The sequence below is a fragment of the Pseudomonas sp. PDM25 genome, from assembly GCF_019219045.1.
Classification (GTDB): Bacteria; Pseudomonadota; Gammaproteobacteria; order Pseudomonadales; family Pseudomonadaceae; genus Aquipseudomonas.
Window position 1 is genome coordinate 210,494 of the sequence record NZ_JAHUWL010000009.1, and the last position, 16,440, is coordinate 226,933.

12 protein-coding genes are annotated in these 16,440 nt (G+C 58.0%); 5 read left to right on the forward strand and 7 right to left on the reverse strand.

Features of this window, described 5'->3' with window-relative positions; translation table 11 throughout:
• Positions 1 to 113: 113 nt before the first annotated feature.
• Positions 114 to 1,325 (reverse strand): pyridoxal phosphate-dependent aminotransferase, encoded by a 1,212-nt coding sequence (locus tag KW848_RS19000; RefSeq protein WP_111452405.1) that lies wholly within the window; start codon positions 1,323 to 1,325, stop codon positions 114 to 116.
• A gap of 226 nt (positions 1,326 to 1,551) precedes the next feature.
• Here KW848_RS19000 and msrB point away from each other — a divergent pair, with 226 nt between their 5' ends.
• The 3 genes from msrB (at position 1,552) to KW848_RS19015 (ending at position 3,068) form a co-directional block, all read left to right on the forward strand.
• Positions 1,552 to 1,947, forward strand: coding sequence for a peptide-methionine (R)-S-oxide reductase MsrB (gene msrB, locus KW848_RS19005; protein WP_111452373.1), 396 nt, complete (start codon positions 1,552 to 1,554; stop codon positions 1,945 to 1,947).
• A gap of 177 nt (positions 1,948 to 2,124) precedes the next feature.
• Positions 2,125 to 2,610, forward strand: coding sequence for a glutathione peroxidase (locus KW848_RS19010; RefSeq protein WP_008002671.1), 486 nt, complete (start codon positions 2,125 to 2,127; stop codon positions 2,608 to 2,610).
• Positions 2,607 to 3,068, forward strand: a complete 462-nt coding sequence (locus KW848_RS19015) for a MarR family winged helix-turn-helix transcriptional regulator (RefSeq protein WP_008145868.1) — start codon at positions 2,607 to 2,609, stop codon at positions 3,066 to 3,068. The genes KW848_RS19010 and KW848_RS19015 overlap by 4 nt, the downstream gene beginning before the upstream one ends.
• On the opposite strand, the gene KW848_RS19020 is transcribed toward KW848_RS19015, so the two are convergent.
• Positions 3,052 to 5,373, reverse strand: coding sequence for a response regulator (locus KW848_RS19020; protein ID WP_305729602.1), 2,322 nt, complete (start codon positions 5,371 to 5,373; stop codon positions 3,052 to 3,054). The two genes, KW848_RS19015 and KW848_RS19020, sit on opposite strands and share 17 nt — an antisense overlap.
• A 166-nt stretch (positions 5,374 to 5,539) precedes the next feature.
• Between KW848_RS19020 and KW848_RS19025 the strand changes: the two genes are divergently transcribed.
• A complete protein-coding gene (locus tag KW848_RS19025; RefSeq protein WP_111452371.1) occupies positions 5,540 to 6,430 on the forward strand; it encodes an ATP-binding protein in 891 nt (296 codons plus the stop codon).
• Positions 6,427 to 6,909: a GAF domain-containing protein gene (locus KW848_RS19030; protein WP_218537712.1), complete on the forward strand. Its 483-nt coding sequence runs from the start codon at positions 6,427 to 6,429 to the stop codon at positions 6,907 to 6,909. The genes KW848_RS19025 and KW848_RS19030 overlap by 4 nt, the downstream gene beginning before the upstream one ends.
• Here KW848_RS19030 and KW848_RS19035 read toward each other — a convergent pair whose 3' ends face one another.
• The 5 genes from KW848_RS19035 to KW848_RS19055 form a co-directional block, all read right to left on the reverse strand.
• Entirely contained in the window at positions 6,910 to 9,855 is a 2,946-nt protein-coding gene (locus KW848_RS19035; protein ID WP_218537713.1) for an HD domain-containing phosphohydrolase, read from the reverse strand.
• Between the two features lie 49 nt (positions 9,856 to 9,904).
• Positions 9,905 to 13,549, reverse strand: a complete 3,645-nt coding sequence (locus KW848_RS19040; RefSeq protein ID WP_218537714.1) for a transporter substrate-binding domain-containing protein — start codon at positions 13,547 to 13,549, stop codon at positions 9,905 to 9,907.
• A gap of 8 nt (positions 13,550 to 13,557) precedes the next feature.
• The gene (locus KW848_RS19045) at positions 13,558 to 14,184 is read right to left on the reverse strand and encodes a response regulator transcription factor (protein ID WP_111452367.1); all 627 of its coding nucleotides are present in this window, start codon (positions 14,182 to 14,184) and stop codon (positions 13,558 to 13,560) included.
• Positions 14,185 to 14,439: 255 nt separating this feature from the next.
• A complete protein-coding gene (locus tag KW848_RS19050) occupies positions 14,440 to 14,832 on the reverse strand; it encodes a response regulator (RefSeq protein WP_149629247.1) in 393 nt (130 codons plus the stop codon).
• Positions 14,833 to 15,015: 183 nt separating this feature from the next.
• Positions 15,016 to 16,344 (reverse strand): deoxyguanosinetriphosphate triphosphohydrolase, encoded by a 1,329-nt coding sequence (locus KW848_RS19055; RefSeq protein WP_218537715.1) that lies wholly within the window; start codon positions 16,342 to 16,344, stop codon positions 15,016 to 15,018.
• Positions 16,345 to 16,440: the final 96 nt, after the last annotated feature.

The following is a 16,440-nucleotide window of genomic DNA, read 5'->3' on the forward strand; positions in this document are numbered from 1 at the left end:
CACAACGAGTCATCAGTCAGCGATTGAAGAAGCGATGTTCGGCAGGGTGCAAAGAAATGTTGCTGAATCAATCACCGTGCGACTTGCGCAAGCGTCGCACGGTGACAGGCAGGTTATTGGCGATAGGACTTGAGGAAGTTGCCGATACGTCCGATGGCCATGTCCAGGTCGTCCACGCGCGGCAGGGTCACCACACGGAAGTGGTCCGGCCATGGCCAGTTGAAGGCGGTGCCTTGAACCACCAGCAGCTTTTCCGATAGCAGCAGGTCGAGCACGAATTTTTCGTCGTTATGGATCGGGCAGACTTTCGGGTCGATCCGTGGGAATGCATATAGCGCGCCCATTGGCTTGACGCAGCTCACGCCGGGAATGTCGTTGAGCAGTTCCCAGGTACGGTTGCGCTGTTCCAACAGGCGTCCGTTGGGCAATATCAGATCATTGATGCTCTGGTAGCCGCCGAGGGCGGTCTGGATCGCATGCTGGCTCGGCACGTTGGCACACAGGCGCATGTTCGCCAGCATGTCGATGCCTTCGATGTAGCTCTGGGCGTGGTGTTTCGGGCCGGAAATGGCGATCCAGCCGGAACGGAAACCTGCCACGCGATAAGACTTGGACAGACCGTTGAACGTCAGGCACAGCAGGTCTGGCGCCAGGGAAGCCGTGCAGATGTGCACGGCATCGTCGTACAGAATCTTGTCGTAGATTTCGTCGGAAAAAACCACCAGGTTGTGCTGACGGGCCAGTTCCAGCATGCCCAGCAGGACTTCTTTCGAATACACCGCGCCGGTCGGGTTGTTCGGGTTGATGATCACCAGTGCTTTGGTGTTCGGGGTGATCTTGGCCTTGATGTCGGCCAGATCCGGCCACCAGTTGGCCTGCTCGTCGCACAGGTAATGCACCGGGTTGCCGCCCGACAGGCTCACCGCGGCAGTCCACAGCGGGTAGTCCGGTGCCGGCACCAGCACTTCGTCGCCGTTGTTGAGCAGGGCCTGCATCGACATCACGATCAGCTCGGAAACGCCGTTGCCCAAATAGATGTCTTCAATGCCGACGCCTTCTACCTGCTTTTGCTGGTAGTACTGCATCACGGCCTTGCGGGCGCTGAACAGACCTTTGGAATCGCTGTAGCCCTGAGCAGTCGGCAGGTTGCGGATGACGTCCTGGAGGATTTCATCCGGCGCTTCGAAACCAAAAGGCGCCGGGTTGCCGATGTTCAGCTTGAGGATGCGATGGCCTTCCTCTTCCAGGCGTTTGGCGTGCTTGAGCACTGGGCCGCGAATGTCGTAGCAGACGTTGGCGAGCTTGTTCGATTTGCTGACCTGCATGGCGATGTGTTCCCGAAAATGAACGATCCAGGCGGCGTATGAACGACCGTGCTGGGAATCCTGCGTATTCACACAGGCCTGACGCCTTGAGAAGCAGCACCCATAAATCCGTTTGAATGCGCGTGGTCTGGCTGCCAGACTGGCGTTTGACGAGGCGCAATCATACGTGCCGCCCGATCCGTGGAAAAGGTACAGATCGGGCTTTTTCAGCTGCTGAGGTGTGACGATGGAAAAGTTGGAAAAAACCCAGGAAGAATGGAAGGCGATGCTCGACCCGGAGCAGTACAACGTTTGCCGCCTCAAGGGCACCGAGCGACCGTTCTCCGGCAAGTACAACGACACCAAAACTGACGGTGTCTACCACTGCATCTGCTGCAACGAGCCGCTGTTCGACTCCAAAACCAAATTCGACTCCGGCTGCGGCTGGCCGAGCTTTTATGCGCCGATTGGCGACAGCGCCATGGTCGAGATCCGTGACGTCAGCCACGGCATGATCCGCACCGAAGTGGTCTGCGCCAAATGCGATGCGCACCTGGGGCACGTGTTCCCGGACGGTCCGCCGCCGACCGGCCTGCGTTATTGCATCAACTCGGTGTGCCTGGACCTGGTACCGCGCTCGTAATGCGAGCCCTGTAGGAGCCGAGCTTGCTCCGGGCGGCGATCCGACGATGGCGATCTCAAGAACGCCATCGCCGGCAAGCCATGCTCCTACGGTTGTTCTGCAATCGATTTATTAAATTGCACACAATTCAATTGCTCGCTATGTTCGTCTCATCTTCCCTCATTTAGAGTCCGAGCCATGAGCGACAACCTGCTGAGCATCCCTTGCACCACCATCAAGGGTGAGCAAAAGACCCTGGCCGATTTCGCCGGCAAGGCCGTGCTGGTGGTCAACACCGCGAGCAAATGCGGCTTCACCCCGCAGTACAAAGGCCTTGAAGAGTTGTGGCAGACCTACAAGGATCAAGGTTTGGTGGTGCTGGGTTTTCCGTGTAACCAGTTCGGCAAGCAAGAGCCAGGCAACGAAGGGGCGATTTCCGAGTTCTGCGAGTTGAACTTCGGCGTCAGTTTTCCGCTGTTCAAAAAGATTGAAGTCAATGGCGCAGGTGCCCATCCGCTGTTCGTTCAATTGAAAAAGCGCGCGCCGGGTGTGCTGGGTTCCCAAGGCATCAAGTGGAACTTCACCAAGTTTCTGATTGGCAAGGACGGCCAATTGGTCAAGCGCTTCGCCCCCGCGACCAAGCCGCAGGACCTGACCCGCGAGATCGAAGCCCTGCTCAAATGAACACCTTGTCAGTCGATTCCCTGAAGCTTGACAGTCAACTGTGCTTCAAACTGTACGCCGCTTCCCGGGCGGTGATCCGCGCCTACAAGCCGATGCTCGATCAGCTTGGCCTGACCTACCCGCAATACCTGGCGATGCTGGTGTTGTGGGAATGGCAGGAGGCGGCCCCTGAGCAACCGACGGTCAAGGCGTTGGGCGAACGCCTGGCGCTGGATTCCGGCACGCTGACGCCGTTGCTCAAGCGTCTTGAGCAACTGCAACTGGTTCAGCGTCAGCGCTCGGCGCGGGACGAGCGGGAAGTGCACTTGAGCCTGTCGCCAACCGGCAAGGCTTTGCGCGATCAGGTCGGGCCGCTCAAGGCCCGTCTGTTATGCGACAGCGGTGTGGATCTGGATCGCCTGAATGATCTGCGCGATGGCCTTGATCACCTTTTGGGGCAAATCAAAGCGCTGTCGTAGTAGGAACCCACAAGTCCAGCAGGGCCGCCAACTCTTCCCGGCGGAAGGGTTTTGCCAGGTAATCGCTCATGCCTGCCGCACGGCAGCGTTCGCGCTCTTCGGACATGGCGTTGGCGGTCAGGGCGACAATGGGCAGCTGTGGCCAGCGTCCGCTGCGACGGATTTGCCGACTGGCCTCGTAGCCGTCCATCACCGGCATGTTGCAGTCCATCAGCACCAGATCGAATTCGCTCTGCTCCAGCTGATCCAGCGCCTCCCCACCGTGACCGGCGACAATCACCTCGCAACCGAGTTTTCCGAGCATCCCCTTGGCCACCAGTTGGTTGACCGGATTGTCCTCCACCAGCAGCACGCGTCCGCGTCGTTGTGGGGAAAGGGCGTCAAGCCGGGCACCGTTGATCGTGTTGAGTTCCGGCTGCAGGGTTCGCCGCAGCGTCTGGTACAGCGCGTTGCGTGCCAGAGGCCGCGCCTGTTGCTGTAAGGGAGCGAGGGCGAGGGCTTGTTCGCTGGGCATGAAATTGCCGTAAGCGGTGACCAGCAAAATGGGGGCTGTACACGAAGGACGCAGGCCAAACAGGCATTCGGGGCAATCGGTAATCAGTACGTCGGGATTCAGGCCCAGTAACGAGTCATCGATGGAACGCTGCTCATAGTCGAGCCCCCAGCCGGGTAATACACTTTTCAACAGTTCTGCCAGACCGCTGCTGGCGGCGGTGATGGCGATGACCTTGCCCTGTAAAGAGGCCGGGGGAAGGGCGCGGGTGTGGCTGGGCAGCGGCAGGTCTGCACAGAACTGGCTGCCGAAGCCTGCTTCCGAGCTGATGGTGAGACGCCCTTGCATGGCTTCGCAGAGGTTGTAGGTCAATGCCAGGCCCAACCCGGTTCCGCCGAATTGCCGGGTAATGCCGGCACCCGCCTGTGTGAAGGGTTGGAAGATCTTGACCTGGGCATCCTGGGCGATACCGATGCCGGTGTCGCAGACTTCGATTCTGACGCCGTCTCCGAACGTCGACAGGCGCACATCGACACGACCGAAACGGGTGAACTTGAGGGCGTTGGACAAGAGGTTGCTGACGATCTGTCGGACCCGGGTCGGATCCCCAAGCACCAGGGCCGGGAACTGTGGGTCGATCAGGCAGCTCAGCTCGACACTCGGCGCGGCGTTTTGCGATAGCAGGTTGGCGGTGTCTTCAATCAGCGAACCGAGGTCGAACGGAATATGTTCGAGCTCCAGTTGGCCGGCATCGAACTTCGACAAATCGAGAATATCGTTGAGCAGTTCCACCAGTACTTTGCCCGAGTCATGGGCGATGGACAGCTGTTGCTGTTGCTCGGCATTGAGCGGGCCGTCCAGGGAAAGCGCGATCATCCCCAGCAGGCCATTGAGCGGCGTGCGGATCTCGTGGCTCATGTTGGCCAGGAACACCGAGCGCGCTTCGGCCATGTCCAGGGCGGTGCGGCGGGCGACTTCCAGCTCCTCGTTGGATTGGCTGAGCCGCGAGTTGATCGCCTTGAGTTCCGCGGTGCGGGCCGAGACGATGTTCTCCAGTTGCCCGAGGTAGTCGGTCAGGCGGTTTTCGGCGTTGCGCCGCTGCTGGATTTCGGTGGCGATGTTTTCGAATTGTTGATTGGCAACTTTGACCAGTACACCGATTTCATCGTTTTCATGGTCCGTCGGACACTCCAGCGACGTCGACTCTGTACTGCGCGGGTCGCGACTGCTGAGTTCACGGATGACCCGCACCAAAGGCTTGGTCAGCATCACGTAGAACAACGCCAGCAGGATGCCGGTCAGCAGCAGGCTGCGAGCGAAGCCATTGAGCAGGGTCACCTCGGCCCGACGCAGGAACCGGTTCCCGAATGAATAGGTGTCGACGTCCAGACGCAGGGTGCCGAGGGATTCGGTCGGCAAGTGATCCAGGTAGAGACGGTCTTCGAACTGCCGGTTGGCGCCGAACAGGAAGTCGCTGATCACTCGATAGCTGCTTTGCACGCCTGGGCGTTTGACGTTGGCCAGCACGTTATTGTTGTTGTCGATCAATTGCGCGCCGATGATCGCCGGCGAGTGCAACAGACCCAGGGTCAGTTCCTGAGCGAGTTCGGCGTCGATGTTGTAGGCGATGCGGGACGCGGGGTTATGGCTGATTTCCAGCAAAGACAGGATTTCGCGGTTGATGGAGGCGTCTTCACTGGCATAATCGATGCCTATTTGCAGCAGGCTGAGCAGCGTGCCCAGAATGAAACCGACCAGCACAGTAAGCCTGGCTTGCTTGTAGGACAGCCGGTTGGTGAACTTGATATCCATGGGGTGTTGAACCACTTCCGTTTCCCTTCGCTGCTCAAGCATAGCCGATGATGCATGGATACCGATGTTCTCGCGAGCCCTTGTGCAAAGGGCTGAACCTGACACCGAACGCTGTGTTTCGTCGCTGTATCGCCATCATTACTGTGAACGAGCCCGAGGAGAAGATGTGGATTCCCGATTAAATGCTTTTCTTGAACGCGCCGATGCCGTTTTGGCCCGTATCGAACCGCTGCTGCCCGCCCCTCGGCAAGCGATCGACTGGAATCATTGCCTTGCCGCACGCTGGCAGCGCGAGGGTCGCAGCGGATTTCTGTTGCCGCTGGAAGTCAGCCTCGACATGCGTTTGTCCGACCTGATCGGTGTCGACCGGCAACGGGAGCAACTGGGGCGAAATACTCAGCAGTTCCTCGATGGCATGCCGGCCAACCACGCGTTGCTCTGGGGCTCGCGCGGCACCGGTAAATCATCGCTGATTCGCGCCTTGCTGGCCGAACACGCGAAGGCCGGTCTGCGGCTGATCGAGATCGAGCGCGATCACCTGGCGGACTTGCCGCGAGTGGTCGAACAGATCGCCAAGCTGCCCCAGCGTTTTGTGCTGTTCTGCGATGACCTGTCGTTCGAGTCGGGCGAGGGCGATTATCGCGTGCTCAAAAGCGTGCTCGACGGCTCTCTCGAACAGGCACCGGATAACGTCTTGCTGTACGCCACGTCCAACCGTCGCCATCTGGTACCGGAAAAGGAAAGCGATAACGAAAACTGGAAACGCGTTGACGGCGAACTCCATCCCAGCGAGGCGGTGGAAGACAAGATTGCGCTGTCGGATCGTTTTGGATTGTGGCTGTCGTTCTATCCGTTTACCCAGGAGCACTTCCTTAACGTCGTCGAACACTGGATCGGTCAACTGGCCGACAAGGCGGGCCTCAAGTGGCAGCGAGACGAAGAACTGGACATCCTCGCAGTTCGCTGGGCCACGGGCCGCGGTAATCGCAACGGACGTTGCGCGTATCAATTTGCCCGCTATTGGGTCGGGCTGAAGCTGTTGGAGCACAAGGCATGATCGATTTACAAAAGAGCGGCCAGGGCCTCGAAGGCTACGGCATGCTGTGGGCGCAATTGGAGTCATTGCTGGCGCACGAGCGGGATTTCATTGCCAACGCCGCGCAGTTTTCTGCGTTCCTGTTCAACCAGCTCGATGACCTGAACTGGGCCGGGTTCTACCTCAATCGCAACGAAGAACTGGTACTTGGCCCGTTTCAGGGACAAATCGCCTGCGTACGGATTCCGTTCGGCCGAGGCGTGTGCGGAGCGGCGGCGGCCACTTTGCAGACCCAGTTGGTCGAGGACGTGCACGCGTTCCCCGGGCACATCGCTTGCGACAGCGCATCGAACAGCGAACTGGTGGTGCCACTGGTCAAGGACGGTCGATTGATTGGCGTGCTGGACCTCGACAGCCCGAAACTGGCGCGTTTCAGCGCTGAAGATCAGGCCGGTATTGAGCAATTGGCGGCGATTTTCCTGCGCCTGACCGACTGCTGATCATGCCAGGCCTGCCTTGACCAGCAGGCTTGTCGGATCAACCGCATCGATCTGTTGGGGATCGAGGAATCGATCGGCGTACTGCAAGTAGATTTGCGCGTTGACGAACAGCCCGAACAACTCAGGATCGATGTGGGCATCCCGGCACATCGTGGCCATGATGCCCAGCGCTTCGCTCAAGGACTTGGCTTTCTTGTAGGGTCGATCGGCGGCGGTCAGGGCTTCGAAAATATCGGCAATCGCCATCATCCGCGCCGGCAGACTCATTTCTTCGCGCTTCAACTGTTTGGGATACCCGGTGCCGTCCATTTTCTCGTGGTGGCCGCCGGCGATCTCCGCGACGTTGGCGAGGTGGCCGGGGAAGGGCAGGTGGCTGAGCATCAGAATCGTCTGCACCATGTGGTGATTGATGATGTAACGCTCCTCGCGGGTCAGGGTGCCTCGGGCAATGCTCAGGTTGTACAGCTCGCCCCGGTTGTACTTGTAGCGCGGCACATCGAGCTTGAACCCCCAGGGATTGTCCTGCGGAATCAGTTCGGCTTCGGGCCGTTCGACCAGGTGCTCGGGTTTGTCCGCCAGCAATGGCTCGCTGACCGGCAGTGTCGGTGCCGGGGTCCGCGCCTGACGCCGATTCTCTTCCCAGGAAACGCCCAACCGGTCATCCAGGGTTCGGGTCCAGGTGCGTTGGGCGATGCTGCGCAGGCGTTGCTGGTCGGATTCGGCCATCGCCTCGCCACCCAGGTTGCAGCGGGCAACGAACGCGAAATCATCGTCCAGCCCCGCCAGCGTGGTGTTACGCAGTTCGGCCAGGTGCTGCTCGTTACCGCCCAGGGCCATTGCTTGCCAATAGTTGATCCAGGCATCGCGCTTGAGTACTTCGAAGCGGGTGCGGATTTCGTGAATACGGTCGTTAAGGGTTTCCAGCTTCGTGGCTTTATCGACCACATATTCCGGCGTGGTGACCTTGCCGCAGTCGTGCAGCCAGGCGGCGATGTGCAGCGCTTCCCATTCATCTTCGTTGGGTTGATAGCCACTGAAGGCCGGGTCCTGGCTGGCAGCGGCGGCTTGGGCGAGCATCAGGGTCAGCGCCGGTACTCGCTGGCAGTGACCGCCGGTGTAGGGGCTTTTGGCGTCAATCGCACCCGCCAGCAGTTGAATGAAGGAATCCAGCAGTTGTTTTTGTTTGGCTTGCAGACGCTGACTTTCAATACTCACGGCGGCCGCGCCGGACACGGCCTGGAGGAACGCGATGCGGTCCGGACGAAGTTTCTCCAGATCGCTCTGCTGGCCGGTATCGGCCAACAGCAGGACCAGCAGGCCCACGGTTTCGTTATGACGATTGTGTAACCGAATACCGATCAGATGGACGCGGGGACACTCCAGTGCAAGCAATACCTTTTGCAAATCCCCGGCCTGTTCAAAACCAAACGTGGTGACGACGTTGTCGGCATTCGACAGCTGTTGTAGCCATGCAGGGCTTTGCGGAGCCTGGAGTTCATGTCCTTGAAGATCAAATGACGACAATGCCCGTGACGTGCCGTTGAGGACCAGACCATGGGGTTCCATGCGATCGCCATCACTTTCACGCAGGTAGATCAGACCGGCCTGGGCCTGGCCGATTTTCACGGTTTCAAACAAAACGCGTTCCAGCAAGGGGGCGAAGCGAGTCTCGGCGCTCAGGCTGTCGGTGATCTGGAAAAAACTCGCCAGGGTGTCTTTCATGCGCGTCATCGACACGCTCAGTTGGTCGACTTCGAGCACGGGAGAGCGACGCGAGGCCGGGAAGTTGAAGTCGAAACTGCGAACCGCATCGGCCTCCCGCACCAGCGCGCGCAGGGGTTTGACCAGAACCCGCGAGGTCAGCCAGCCCACCGGCAGGCACAGCAACAGCGTGGCCAGGGTAATCAGCGCGCCTTGCCAGCGCATGCGGTAGGCATCGACGAGTAACTCATCTTCCGGCACCAGCAGCGCCAGTTGCAGCCCTTGGGGGCCGCCTTCCTGCATGCTGCTGCGGGCAACGATCCATTGACGACCGGCGACATTCAGGCGGTTGCCTGCGAGTGGATTGTTGAGCAATGCGCCAAGGCTGGGGCTCAGGTCGGCGGCTTTGATCAGGCGGGCAGTCTGATCGTCGATGATCAGTTTGCGGCTGTCGGGATACGCGATGGCATCCCCTTCAGCATCGAACAGCACTATTTCGGTATTGGGGGTCACGACATGTTTGGCCAGGGTCGCGGAGAGTTCCGCCAGGGTCAGATCGGCACCCATGACAGCCTGTTCGCCACTGCGCCGGGCCAGGGTAGTGCCGACATTGTGGGTGGAGAAAAAGATGTAGGGTTCGGTAGTGATCTGATCGCTGTCGCTATGGGCGTTGGCATACCAGGCGCGGGTTCGCGGATCGTAGGTTTCGTCGAGGTTGTCCTGGCGGCTGATGAGGGCCAGATCCTGATCGAAAAACAATGATTGGGAGTGGACCTGACCGCTGTTGCCTGTTCGCTCAATGCTCCATACCTGATAAGCCGCAGTATCCGGTGCCTTGAGGAGCGTTTTCAGCTCGGGGGTTCGCAAGGGCCGAACCATGAAGAAATCACCGTTGCCATAGCCCAGATACAACGAGGCCAGGTCGGGGTTGTCCTTGAGCGACTGGCTGAAGGGTTTGAGCAGCGCCAGGCGTTGCGCCAGGTCAGGTGCCTGGGTCGCCGGGTATTCCGCCAGCAGGGTCAGCAGATGGCGAATTGGTTCATAAGTGGCGTGCAGGTCGAGACGGACGTCCTGCTCGATGCGGTTGAAGAGCTTTTCACTGCTGGAAAGAATGATCTGCGTGGTTTGCTGGTAGTTGAAAAGGCCCAGCACCACGCCCGTCAGCAACAGCAGGAAAGTGAACATCACGCTGATATGGACGTGCAGGGGAAACCGACGTTGATCCGGGCGCAGTGGGCTGGGCATTGCAGGTCTCTCCATGATGGTTAACGCACTGCTCAGCGTCCAAGCATAGTTAAGGCTCGGTCATTCCGCTTTTGTCGTTTTGACCGATCTGTTGCTGTAATGCTTGCTCCAGTTCGAGCAGGGCGCGCTCTATAGCCTTGCTGCAATCGGCCACTTCGTCGTGACGGAACACTTCATGGCAGGCCTTTTCCATTGCCTCGCAGCTGTCGATCACCCGGGACGCCTGGACAATTCGGGCGGCGCCCTTGATTTTGTGGGCGACGTCGAGAAATGGCTGAGGTTCTTTGGCGGGGGACAGCGCCAGCAGTTCTTGTCGGTCCAGACGGTTGCTGTTCAACAGTTCGGTCAACAATCGCTGGTCCAATACCGGATCTCCGCCGGTCAAAAGACGCAATCCTTGCAGGCTGAATGCGGGATCGCGGACGGTTGGCCTGACACCTTCAAACCACTGACTCAAGGCTGTCAGGGTCAGGGGCTTGAACAGGCAGTCGTCCATCCCGGCTTGTTTGCAGCGTTGTATTTCTTCCGGTTGTGCGTTGGCGGTAAAACCCAGCACGGTACAGGGCGGGCGGTGTGTTTTTTGTTCATGTCGGCGAATGGCGCGGGCCAGCTCGTATCCGTTCATGATCGGCATGTTGCAATCGGCAATCACCAGGTCGAACGGCTCGGCTTCCCATGCCTGAAATCCCGCCTGGCCATCTGGCGCGACGCTGAATCGGTGGCCCAGAAACTCCAGTTGCTGGCACATGAGCAAGCGATTGGCAGGGTGATCGTCGACCACCAGAACATTCAAGGGGATCGTCGTGGTGCGGATTTGCGCTTCAGCCGTCTCCGGCCTCCGTACGAATGGCAGCGTGGCCAGGTGCAATGACACCTCGACGTGAGTGCCGACACCCGGCTGGCTGCTCAATTGCAGGCTGCCGCCCATCATTTCGCACAGGCTGCGGCTGATCACCAGCCCAAGCCCCGCACCACCTCTGGCTGACTGCCCGGCGTGATCGGCCTGAGCAAAAGGTTCGAACAACCGCCGCTGATCCTGTTCACTGATCCCTATGCCGCTGTCGTGAACCTGCAACAGCATCCGGACCCGCTCAGGCTCGGCGGTCGGCTGCAGGTCGACGATGATCCTGATTTGGCCGTGCTCGGTAAACTTGATGGCGTTGCTCACTAGGTTGGACAGCACCTGTTTGAAGCGCATCGGGTCCAACAGGACATCAAACCCCGGATTGGCAGGGTGAAATTCCAGCAGCAGCCGCAGACTTTTCTGGCGCGCCAGTCCATCGAAGACCCGCACCACCGAGGCCACGATTTCACTTGGATTGACCCGTTCCGGGCTCAGGCTCAGCTGTCCGGATTCAATCCGTGCAATGTCGAGAATGTCTCCGATCAGCTCCAGCAGGTCCTTCGCCGAGTTGTACGCCACATCGATGGCCGGGCGATCCGGGTGCTTATGATCAATGCGCTTGAGCGTGAGTTCGAGCATGCCGATGACCGCATTCATCGGGGTGCGGATCTCATGGCTCATGGTCGCCAGAAATGTGGTTTTGGCACGGTTGGCTTCATCGGCGCGCTCTTTGGCATAACGCAGATCATCGAACAGTTGCCGCCGTTCGCTGATGTCGATCCAGCCGCCAATGATGCCTTGTACTTCACCGCTCGAATCACGGTAGGGAAGTATCCAGTGGTAAATCGTCAGCCTGCGGTCGCCGATGTGCAGTGGGCGATCGAGAATCAGCGGTTTGCCCTCGGCCATGACGCGCTGGTAATCGGCCTGATATTCCCGGGCTTCGAATGCATTACTCATGTTGGCTTGCATGACGCCTTTGCCGATAACGTCTTCACGTCTGGCGCAGAAGGCTTCCAGATAACTGTCGTTGCAGCTTTGCAGCAGTCCCTGGCGATCGCGGACGTAGATGGGATGAGGCGTCCCGTTGACCAGTGACCGCATGAATTCGAGTTGATCGTTCAATGCACGCTCGGCTGCCTGACGCTGCTTTATCTGGCGACGCATGTAAGCGTTCCAGGCAACGGAAATCAGCAGCAGCACCCCGGCACCGATAACGATTTGGTAGAACAGCCGGTGATAATTGCGCCAAGTACTTTGCGAAGACGCCGAATAGCCGCGCCAGCGGCTGTTGATGATGCCCAGTTCTTCCGGGGCAATGCTCAGCAGCGCCTTGTCGAGGATGGTGTTCAGTTCTTTGGCTTCCCGGCCTGTGGCCAGGGAAAACGCGGCCTGCCGGGTGCCGATGGTGGTACTGATTTGTAGGGTCTGCTCAAAGAGCTGCGATGAGATGAAGTAGTTGGCAATCACCAGTGAGTTCACCGCACCTTCTGCCTTGCCCTCGGCCAGCAACTCCACGGCACTGAACGTGTCCGGGGTTTCAATCAGCTTTATCCGCGGGAACTCGCTGCGCAGGTAATCCACCAGAGGATTGCCTTGGGCGATTGCCAGGCGTTTGTCCTGCAACTGCGCAAGGCTTGCCGGGCTGTCGGCGGCTTTGCGAGTCAGCAGGACAAAGGAGTTTTGCAGATAGGGGCGGGTGAAGTTCAACGTCGTTTCACGTTGGGCACTGGGGAGCAGGGCGGCGATCACGTCGGCCTTGTTGTCCCTGATCTGCTCGATCATCTCCTCGTCACTGCGGCTGCGACGGACGTCGAAGCGCAAGCCGGTGCGCAATCTGATCAGCTCTAGCAAGTCCGCGGTAACCCCACGAAAGTTGCCATCACTGTCGAAAAACGTCAGCGGTGCAAAAGCCTCATTGACCACCACACGTACTGCCGGGTTTTGCGCCAGCCAGCGTTCCTCGTTGTGGGTGAGCTGCAGTTTTTGATCGGTGAGCAGCATGTCACTGCCGGCACTCCAGCGTTTGGCAATGTTGTCTCGTTCGCTGGTGGGGATGGCCATGAGCATTGCGTTGATGATCGCGAGCAGCTGCGGGTTGTCCTTGTGCACCGCAAAGCTGAAGCCGTGGGCTTCGTGTTTGCCGAAGTTGGCCATGCGGATATTGTTCAGATACCCCTTGTTGATCATGTAATGGGTGGAAATGGTGTCACCCAGAAAAACGTCAGCCTGGTCGAAGGCAACGGCATTGATCGCATTCTGGTAGGACGGAAAGGACGTGATGATCGCCCCCGGATACATCGCCTTGACCTCCTCCAGCGGCAAATAGTGATACACCATGCTCAGCCGTAGACCGGCCAGACCATCGGTCAAGGATCTGGTTTCACCTTCGCGTGTCACCAGAACCGGCTGGTCTACGGCGTAGGGGTTGGAAAGTACGATGTCAGCATTGTGAGCTTCGAATCCATTGGCGGTCCCCAGCAAATCGATCTTGCCGTTTTCGAGTGCCTCGATCGCGGCCTCCCGGGACGCAAAGCGCAGAACCTTGATGGGCAAACCGGTTGTTTTACCAAGGATACCTGCGTAATCGGCGGTAAAACCTTCGTAGTCGTGCCCACTGATGGTCAGGTCGAAAGGGGGGTAGTCCGGGGCTGACGTGCCAAGGATCAGTTCCCGTTTATGCTCAATCCATTGTCGTTGTGATGGATCCAGTTGGAGTTCCTGGTGCCCGGCCATCGAGCGACTCATCAGGGTGTAGTTCTCGCTGACGGTTTGCGCAGCGGCCACTGCGGTGTTCAGGCATAAACCTGCCGCCATGAGTGTCAGATAATCCTTTATACGACTGGGCATCCTGTCTCTCACACTAACGCGTTACGTTTTGCCATATCGATGAGTTCAACCAAGGATTTGGCTTTGAGTTTTTGCATGAGGCGTTTTTTATAAGTGCTGACAGTCTTGTTGCTCAGAAACATGCCTTTGGCAATTTCCTTGTTGGTGCGTCCTTGGGCAAAGAGTTGCAAGACCATCAGTTCCCGGTCATTGACTGACTTGAACAGTTCCAGGTCGGCGAAACGTGCGTCATCGCTGCGAACTGGATTCAAGGCCTGGCTTGGAAAATAGTTGTAACCTGACAATACGGCCTTTATAGCACTGACCAGTTCACTCAGGTCTTCCTGTTTGCACACATATCCCGATGCACCGGACTGCATGCAGCGAATACCGAAAAGTGTGGGGCACTGTGCTGTTAATACCAATGTTTTCAGGCGGGTACTCATTGCGTTGAAACGGGCGAGAACTTCCAACCCGTCCAGTTTGGGAATGCTGATGTCGAGAATGACCAGATCAGGCATGCATTCGCGAACCATCTGCATGGCGTCGACCCCATTATCAGTTTCGCCGACGACTTTGTAACCTTCATGTTCAAGCAACATTCTGACGGCTAGGCGGATGACAGGGTGATCGTCGACAATAAAAACGGAGTTCATAATCAAATCCCATACGAGCTCTAATAAAGCGCGCACCTTAGCTCAGATAGTTGAGACGACGCATGAGCTGACGGACCTGCAGCGGCAATATAGGAACAATCCTACAACTGAAGAAGAATAGGACTACGTATCAACTAGGTTTTTTATGAAGAAGGGTAAAGGTTGTTGATAGTTAGTCGAGAGGTTGGAAGTCTTTAAATGTAAGTTTTGAGTTGTGTTTTGGCTGGATTTTTAGTGTGTTTGTTATGCGATTTTTTACAATGAGGCCAAGGTCAACAGATTTCTAAATTCGGATTGTTTCAGCGGTTTTATCAAGTATCCCAATAATGGCAGTCCGTGTTCGTTGGCCTTTTTTTCAAGTTCATCCAGTTCGGCGGATGTCAGGCTACTTAACAGTATGGCCTGTCTAATCATCCCCCGGTGGCTGGCGAATTCGACCAGATCAAGCCCGCAGAGATCGGGCAGACATTGATCGCACAAAAGAATATCAAACGGTTGCACAGCCTTGAGCATTTGTTTCAAGGCACCATCGGCACTGTCGGTGGTGGTCAGTTGGGTGAAACCATAACTCTCAAGCAGGTATTGAGTTGCCCGGAGTTGGAATGGGTGATCTTCTACCAGCAAGATGCGTAGATCGTCTTTGAACATAGGAGTATTCACGCTTCTTCTGTCGAACTGAAAGAAGCGAGATTATTTCGCGAAGTTACCGAATAATCGATCAGTTAGCTCAGCGTATGTTGTAGGGGGATTCGGCGAACGTTGAGTGCACTAGGGGGTTGAGAGGCAAATCAACCATTGCAGGCGGCGTAATGGCTGATCACCCGGGTCTCTTCAGTGGCTCGAACGACCGGTCATCTCCAGCGCCATTTCGCTGGCATAGCTGTCGGTCATGCCGGCGATGAAGTCAATCATCCGTAGAAACGAGGCGTGCAATGGGCCGTGAGGATCGGGCGCATTGTTACCCAACAAGTCGAGGACTCGGCGACTCTTGAAGGAGGGCGTTCGACCGTTATGCTGTTCCAGTGCCGCGCCGCAGAAGGCATTGAGCAGGATTTCCAGCGTGGTGTAGGCGCCGATTTCATGCAGGGTCTTGCGCTTGTCCTGGAAGATTTTTTTCCGCGCCATGTCCTTCGCATTCAAGACGCAACGCTTGGCTGGGCCGTGCATGTGCTCCACCAGATCACCGGGCAACGTGCCGGCCAGCAACGCGTCCTGTTGCTCGACAAAGGCCCGTGCTGCAGCGTTGGTCAGGTGTTCAATGGCTTTGCCTCGCAGGATCGCGAGTTTGCGCCGACGCGAATCCTGTGGACCAAGCTGGCGATAGGTTTCCGGCAGATCGTCACCCACAAGGTCCAGCAACAGGGACTCGACTTCGGCGTATTCCAGCAACTCCATTTCCAGACCGTCTTCCAGATCGATCAGCGCGTAGCAGATGTCATCGGCAGCCTCCATCAGATACACGAGCGGATGGCGCGCCCAACGCTGTTCCTCGAGTTGCGGCAGGCCGAGTTTATGGGCGATTTGTTCCAGAAGCGGAAGTTCGCTCTGATAGCAGCCGAACTTGTGCTTCTTGTAGCCCAGTGAGTCCGCGTGTTTTGCCGTCCATGGGTACTTCAGATAAGTGCCCAGTGTGGCGTAGGTCAGCCGGGTGCCGCCGTCGAACTGGTGATATTCCAGCTGGGTGAGTACCCGGAAGCCTTGGGCATTGCCTTCGAAATTGAGGAAGTCATTGCGTTCGACTTCGCTCATCGCATCCAGCCAGCCACGGCCGGCGGCTTGCTGGAACCAGTGGCGAATCGCGTCTTCGCCGGAGTGGCCGAAGGGCGGATTGCCGATGTCATGGGCCAGACAGGCCGATTGCACCACCATGCCCAGGTCGCTGGGCTCGCACCAGTCGGGCAGGGCGCTGCGGATGGTTTCGCCAACGCGCATGCCCAGCGAACGACCGACGCAGCTGACTTCCAGCGAGTGGGTCAGGCGCGTGTGGATATGATCGTTGCTGCTGACCGGGTGGACCTGGGTCTTGCGCCCGAGGCGGCGAAACGCGCCCGAGAAAATGATCCGGTCGTGGTCTTTATGGAAAGGGCTGCGGCCGAGTTCTTCCGGGCTGTGCAGAGGCTTTCCGAGGCGTTCGCGAGTAAGCAGGGTTTGCCAATCCAAGGCGGGTTCTCTCCGTCAGGTGTTTGATTGCTTAAGCTTCCGGGTTCGCGTCCGGACCTGCAAGCGAAAAACAAGCACACACCTGTAGGAGCACGG

Coding starts and splice junctions, on each gene's coding strand:
- KW848_RS19015 (WP_008145868.1), top strand. CDS start 2,607: ATGAACACCTTGTCAGTCGATTCCCTGAAGCTTGACAGTCAACTGTGC.
- KW848_RS19040 (WP_218537714.1), bottom strand. CDS start 13,549: ATGCCCAGTCGTATAAAGGATTATCTGACACTCATGGCGGCAGGTTTA.
- KW848_RS19020 (WP_305729602.1), bottom strand. CDS start 5,373: ATGGATATCAAGTTCACCAACCGGCTGTCCTACAAGCAAGCCAGGCTT.
- msrB (WP_111452373.1), top strand. CDS start 1,552: ATGGAAAAGTTGGAAAAAACCCAGGAAGAATGGAAGGCGATGCTCGAC.
- KW848_RS19010 (WP_008002671.1), top strand. CDS start 2,125: ATGAGCGACAACCTGCTGAGCATCCCTTGCACCACCATCAAGGGTGAG.
- KW848_RS19050 (WP_149629247.1), bottom strand. CDS start 14,832: ATGTTCAAAGACGATCTACGCATCTTGCTGGTAGAAGATCACCCATTC.
- KW848_RS19030 (WP_218537712.1), top strand. CDS start 6,427: ATGATCGATTTACAAAAGAGCGGCCAGGGCCTCGAAGGCTACGGCATG.
- KW848_RS19035 (WP_218537713.1), bottom strand. CDS start 9,855: ATGCCCAGCCCACTGCGCCCGGATCAACGTCGGTTTCCCCTGCACGTC.
- KW848_RS19045 (WP_111452367.1), bottom strand. CDS start 14,184: ATGAACTCCGTTTTTATTGTCGACGATCACCCTGTCATCCGCCTAGCC.
- KW848_RS19000 (WP_111452405.1), bottom strand. CDS start 1,325: ATGCAGGTCAGCAAATCGAACAAGCTCGCCAACGTCTGCTACGACATT.